Origin of the sequence: Pseudokineococcus marinus (assembly GCF_013004605.1) — a bacterium.
Classification (GTDB): Bacteria; Actinomycetota; Actinomycetes; order Actinomycetales; family Quadrisphaeraceae; genus Pseudokineococcus; species Pseudokineococcus marinus.
Genome location: NZ_JABEMA010000200.1, coordinates 1 through 5,835, shown reverse-complemented (window position 1 = coordinate 5,835; position 5,835 = coordinate 1). Strand labels below are relative to the sequence as shown.

5 protein-coding genes and 1 pseudogene are annotated in these 5,835 nt (G+C 77.7%); 2 read left to right on the top strand and 4 right to left on the bottom strand.

Annotation, left to right across the window (positions count from 1 at the left end; genetic code table 11):
* Positions 1-8: 8 nt before the first annotated feature.
* From HLB09_RS12055 to HLB09_RS12040, 4 genes and pseudogenes are all read right to left on the bottom strand, one after another.
* Positions 9-125: pseudogene (locus HLB09_RS12055) on the bottom strand (cobalt ABC transporter ATP-binding protein); the annotation flags it as partial.
* Positions 126-185: 60 nt separating this feature from the next.
* Positions 186-1,871 (bottom strand): ribonuclease J, encoded by a 1,686-nt coding sequence (locus HLB09_RS12050; RefSeq protein ID WP_171203609.1) that lies wholly within the window; start codon positions 1,869-1,871, stop codon positions 186-188.
* Entirely contained in the window at positions 1,868-2,782 is a 915-nt protein-coding gene (gene dapA, locus HLB09_RS12045; protein WP_171203611.1) for a 4-hydroxy-tetrahydrodipicolinate synthase, read from the bottom strand. The genes HLB09_RS12050 and dapA overlap by 4 nt, the downstream gene beginning before the upstream one ends.
* Positions 2,783-2,797: 15 nt before the next feature.
* Positions 2,798-3,700: a lysophospholipid acyltransferase family protein gene (locus HLB09_RS12040; RefSeq protein ID WP_171203608.1), complete on the bottom strand. Its 903-nt coding sequence runs from the start codon at positions 3,698-3,700 to the stop codon at positions 2,798-2,800.
* A 317-nt stretch (positions 3,701-4,017) separates the two neighbouring features.
* On the opposite strand from HLB09_RS12040, the gene HLB09_RS12035 reads away from it, so the two are divergent.
* A complete protein-coding gene (locus tag HLB09_RS12035; protein WP_212770981.1) occupies positions 4,018-4,911 on the top strand; it encodes an alpha/beta hydrolase in 894 nt (297 codons plus the stop codon).
* Positions 4,908-5,621, top strand: coding sequence for a hypothetical protein (locus HLB09_RS12030; RefSeq protein WP_171203607.1), 714 nt, complete (start codon positions 4,908-4,910; stop codon positions 5,619-5,621). The genes HLB09_RS12035 and HLB09_RS12030 overlap by 4 nt, the downstream gene beginning before the upstream one ends.
* The last annotated feature ends 214 nt before the right edge of the window (positions 5,622-5,835 follow it).

Below are 5,835 nucleotides of genomic sequence, written 5' to 3'. Positions count from 1 at the left end.
GCCGCCCCTCAGCCCGGCGGCAGCGCGCGCGGGTCCAGGCCGAAGGGCAGCTCCAGGCGGTGGGCGCGCAGGAGCGCGTCGTCGGAGAGCAGGTCGCGCGTCGGACCGTCGGCGACGACGCGGCCCTTCCCGCGCCCCCTGCTCACCTCGCCGGAGGAGGGCCTCTCGGGCCGCGGGGCGGCGCCTCAGGCGCTGACGACCACCGGGACGATCATCGGACGACGGCGCAGGCGCCCCGAGGCGAAGCGACCGACGACGCGCCGCACGACCTGCTGCAGCTGGTGGGTGTCCGTGGTGCCGTTGGCGACCGCCTGCTCGAGGGCCTGCACCACCTGCTCGCGCACCTGGTCGAAGACGACCGACTCCTCGGCCACACCGCGCGCGTGGATCTCCGGCCCGGCGACGACGGCCCCGGAGGAGGAGTCGACGGCGACGAAGACGGAGATGAAGCCCTCGTCACCGAGGATGCGGCGGTCCTTGAGGTCGGCGTCCGTGATGGCGCCCACCGACGAGCCGTCGACGTAGACGTAGCCGCACGGCACGGCGCCGGCGACGCGCGCGACCCCGTCGACCAGGTCGACGACCACGCCGTCCTCGGCGATGACGACGCGCTCGCGCGGCACGCCGGTGGCGACGGCGAGGTCGGCGTTGGCGTGCAGGTGCCGGTGCTCGCCGTGGATCGGCATGACGTTCCTCGGCCGCACGATGTTGTAGCAGTAGAGGAGCTCGCCGGCGCTGGCGTGGCCGGAGACGTGCACCCGCGCGTTGCCCGAGTGGACGACCTTGGCGCCGAGGCGCGTGAGGCCGTTGATGACCCGGAACACCGCGTTCTCGTTGCCGGGGATGAGCGAGGAGGCGAGGACCACGGTGTCGCCGCGCCCGACCCGGACGGAGTGGTCGTTGTTGGCCATCCGCGAGAGCGCCGCCATCGGCTCGCCCTGGCTGCCGGTGCACATGAGGACGGTGCGCGCGTCGGGGAGGGAGTCGACCTCCTTGACGTCGACGAGCACGCCGTCCGGCACCGTGAGGTAGCCGAGCTCCGCGGCGATCCCCATGTTGCGGACCATCGAGCGGCCGACGAGGGCGACGCGGCGGCCGGAGCGGGCGGCGGCGTCGAGCACCATCTGCACGCGGTGCACGTGCGAGGCGAAGGACGCCACGATGATGCGGCGCTCGGCGGTGCGGAAGACGCGGTCGAGCGAGGGCTCGATCTCGCGCTCGGACATCGTGAAGCCCGGCACCTCGGCGTTGGTGGAGTCGACGCAGAAGAGGTCGACGCCCTCCTCCCCGAGCCGGGCGAAGGCGCGCAGGTCGGTGATGCGCCGGTCCAGCGGCAGCTGGTCCATCTTGAAGTCGCCCGTCATGAGCACCGAGCCGGCGGCCGTGCGCACCATGACCGCGAGCGCGTCGGGGATCGAGTGGTTGACGGCGACGTACTCGGTGGCGAACGGGCCGAGCTGCTCGGTCTGCCCCTCGCGCACGGTGAGCGTGTACGGGCGGATCCGGTGCTCGCGGAGCTTGGCCTCGATGAGGGCCAGCGTCAGCGTCGAGCCCACGAGGGGGATGTCGGGCCGCAGGCGCAGCAGGTAGGGCACCGCGCCGATGTGGTCCTCGTGGCCGTGCGTGAGGACGACCGCCACGACGTCGTCGAGGCGGTCGGCGATGGAGGAGAAGTCCGGGAGGATGAGGTCGACGCCCGGCTGGTGGTCCTCGGGGAAGAGGACGCCGCAGTCGACGACGAGCAGCTTGCCGTCGATCTCGAGGACGGTCATGTTGCGCCCGACCTCGCCGAGGCCGCCGAGCGCGGTCAGGCGCAGCGCGCCGTCGGCGAGCGGGGGCGGCGGGGCGAGCTCGGGGTGGGGGTGGCTCACAGGAGTCCTGCTTCCGTCAGGGCCCCGCGCAGGTGCTCCAGCTGCTCGCCGGTGAGGGCGACCAGGGGCAGCCGCACGGTGCGGTGGGGGGTGGCACCGAGCAGCTGCGCGACGGCCGAGGCCGAGGCGGCGCCCTGGGTGCGGTTCATCATGGCGTCGACGACCGGCAGCAGCCGGACGTGCAGCGCCCGAGCGGTCGGGAGGTCCCCGGCGTCGACGGCGTCGACCATCTGCCGGTAGGCGCCCGCCGCCGCGTGGGCGACCACGCTGACGACGCCCGCGGCGCCCTGCGCGAGGTGCGCGAGGTTGAGGGCGTCCTCACCGGAGTACCAGGCGAGGTCGGTGCTCGCCATGACCTGGGAGGCGGCGAGCAGGTCGTTCTTGGAGTCCTTCACGGCGACGACGCGGGGGTGCTCGGCGAGGGCCCGCAGGGTCGTCACCTCGACCGGCGTCGCGGTGCGGCCGGGGATGTCGTAGACCATCACCGGCAGGCCGGTCGCGTCCGCCACCGCGCGGAAGTGGGCCAGCAGGCCCTCCTGCGGCGGCTTGGAGTAGTACGGCGTGACGACGAGCAGGCCGTGGGCCCCGGCGGCCTCGGCGGCCCGCGCCGCCTCCACGCTGCCCGCCGTGTCGTTGGAGCCGGCGCCCGTGAGGACGTGGGCGCGGCCGCCGACCGCCTCGAGGACGGCGCGCACCACGCGCGCCTTCTCCTCCGGGGACGTCGTGGGCGACTCCCCCGTCGTCCCGTTGAGGACGAGGCCGTCGCAGCCGGCGTCGACCAGCGAGGTCGCGAGGCGGGCGGCGCCGTCGAGGTCGAGGGCCCCGTCAGCGCCGAGGGGCGTGGCCATGGCGGTCAGCACGGCGCCGAAGGGTCGCGGGGGCGTCCTCGGGGCGTCGGGCGGGGTCGTCATCGGCACGGGGGCACGCTACCGACCGCGCGGGTCCCGGCGCCGCACCCTCCCGGCGCGCCGGTCGGGCGCCGCCGGGCTCCCGGTCGGCGAGGGCTCCGACGCCGGCGCGGTCGGGCCGTGGGCGGACGAGGCGTCAGCCGACGGGGCCTGCGGGGCCGGGGCGTCGGGCGCAAGGCCCCCCGGGGCCCCGCCGCCGGCCGGCAGGTCGACGTCGCGGCCGTGCTCGGCGGCCTCGCGGCGGCGCGCCATGGCGTCCTTGGTCACCTGGGCGTAGACGTCGACGTACTCCTGGCCGGACAGCGCCATGATCGCCCGCATCACGTCGTCCGTCGCCGCGCGCAGGACGAAGCGGTCGTCGGCCCCGCCGGCGTACCGGGAGAGGTCGACCGGGGGGCCGAAGCGCAGCCCGACGCGTCGGACCGACGGCAGCAGGCGCCCGACGGGCTGGACGACGTCGGTGCCGATCATCGCCACGGGCACGACGGGGACGCCGCTCTCCAGGGCCAGGCGCGCGGCACCGGTGCGACCGCGGTGCAGCCGCCCGTCGGGGCTGCGGGTGCCCTCGGGGTAGATGCCGAGGAGCTCGCCGCGCCGCAGGACGGCGAGACCCGTCCGCAGCGACGCGAGCCCGGCCGCGCCACCCGAGCGGTCGACCGGCAGCTGGCCGACCCCCCGGAAGAAGCCGGCGGTGAGCCGGCCCCGCACGCCCCGGCCGGTGAAGTAGTCGTCCTTGGCGAGGAAGGTGACCCGCCGGTCGAGCACGAGCGGCAGGAAGATGGAGTCGCTGAAGGAGAGGTGGTTGCTGACGAGCAGCGCCCCGCCGTGGTCGGGCACGTGGTGGCGCCCCTCCACCCACGGCCGGTACAGCGTGAGCAGCAGGGGCCCGAGCACCATCCGCTTGAGCAGCCAGTAGAGCACCGCGGCCTCCCTCGCCCGACGGCGCCGGTCGGCGCCCTCCCCTGCTGGCGCCGTCCGGCACCCCTTCCTGCCGGCACCCTCCCTGCTGGCGCCTGCCGACCCCTGCTGGCGCCTGCCGGCACCCTCCCTGCTGGCGCCTGCCGGCACCCTCCCTGCTGGCGCCTGCCGGCACCCGGGGCGCGCAGGACTCTAGGCGCTGCAGCGGGCGCCGCACCGCGCGCGGCTCGGCCCGGACCGGTCGTCACCGGCTCCCCAGCGGCCCCGCCCGGCCCCGGCAGCGCGCTGCCGGCGCCCGGGTCGCGTGCGACCATCACGGCGTGCCCCTGCGCGACCCCCGGACCGGACGACGCCGCGGCCGTCCCTCCGCCCCTGACCCGCTCGTCGTCGCGGGGGCGCAGCCGTGGGAGGGCCCGCCCGCGGCGCACCGCCCCCGGGTCGGCGCGCTGCTCCTCCACGGCTTCACCGGGAGCCCGGCCTCCGTGCGGCCCTGGGGCGAGGCCCTCGCCTCCGCCGGGCTGCACGTGGCCGTGCCCCGCCTGCCCGGGCACGGCACGAGCGTGGCCGACCTCGACCGGACGACGTGGCACGACTGGTACGCCCTGGCCCGCGCCGACCTGCTGCGCCTGCGCGAGCGGTGCGACGTCGTGCTCGTGGGCGGCCTGTCCATGGGCGGTGCCCTCGCCCTGCGGCTCGCGGTCCACGAGGCCGCCTCCGTCGACGCGCTGGCGCTGGTCAACCCCGCCGTGCTGCTCGGGGACCCGCGTCTCGCCGCGCTGCCGCTGCTGCGCCTCCTGCGCCGCGACGTGCCGGGGGTCGCCGACGACGTCGTCCTCGAGGGCCGCACCGAGGTGGGCTACGACCGCGTCCCCCTGCGCGCGCTGTCCTCCTTCGTGGGCCTCATGGCCGGCGTGCGCGAGGAGCTGCCCCGCGTTCGGCAGCCCCTGCTCGTCGCGTCCTCGGCGCACGACCGCGTCGTGCCGACGAGCAGCGCCGCCCTCGTGCGCACCGCCACCTCCTCGCGCGACGTCCGCGACGTCCGCCTCCCGCGCAGCGGCCACGTGGCGACGCTCGACCACGACGCGCCCCTGGTCGTCGCCGAGACCCTGCGGCTCGCGCGCGACGTCGCCGGGTCCACCGGGGCGGGGTCCACCGGGGCGGGGTCCACCGGAGCGGGGTCCACCGGGGCGGCGCCCACCGGAGCGGTGGCGTGAGCGGGCGCCCCGAGGACGCCGCGGGCGGGCGCGGCGAGGACCCGGTCGACGTCGACGCCGCCTGGGCCGACATCGTCGCCCGCTGGGGCGAGCCGGCGGCCGAGCCCGGGCACCCGCGCGGCGGGCCGCAGGTCGACGGCGGGGACGGGCTCGACGGCGGGGCGGGTGACGCTCGGCTGGACCCGCCGCGCGGCGAGACCCGCCCCGACGGGCCCCGCCCCGACCAGGCCCACCGCCACCAGGCCCGCCCCGACAGGGCCGGCTCCGCCGATCCCCGGCCCGACGTCGGGGACGCGGCCGACGCCCGTCCCGGCCCGGGCCCCGAGCCCACGGCCCCGCGGGCGTCCGGCGGGCCGGTGGCGCGCGGGTGGGACGACGTGCCCCTGCGCGCGCCGGGCGAGGACGACCCGTGGCGGTCGGCCCCGGCGGGCTCGGACGACGTGAAGGGCCGCGGGGACGGCGACGGGGACGGCGAGGAGCACTTCACCCCGCCCGAGCCGGTGCCGGGGCCGCCGACCCCGCTCGTCACGCGCCTCGCGTGGGCCGGCGCGGTGGCCGGGCCCGCGGTGCTCCTGCTGTGCGCCCTGGTGTGGCGGGACGCCCCCGCCCTCGTCGTCGCGGCCGCCGTGGTCGCCTTCGTGGGCGGCTTCGGCGTCCTCGTGGCGCGCCTGCCGCGCTCCCACGACGACGACGACGGCGCCGTGGTCTGAGCTCCTCGCCCGGCGCCCGTCCCCCGTCGGGCAGGCCCCCGTCATGGCGTGCGCAGCCCGTCGGGCGTGAGGAGCCCGTCAGGCGGCGGGCACCTCCAGCTCGGCGACGAGCGGCGCGTGGTCGCTCGCCCCCGCCGCGTCGAGCACCTGCGCCGAGCGCACGCGCGCGCCGCGCACGAGGAGGGCGTCGATGCGGGCGCGGGAGCCCGCCCGG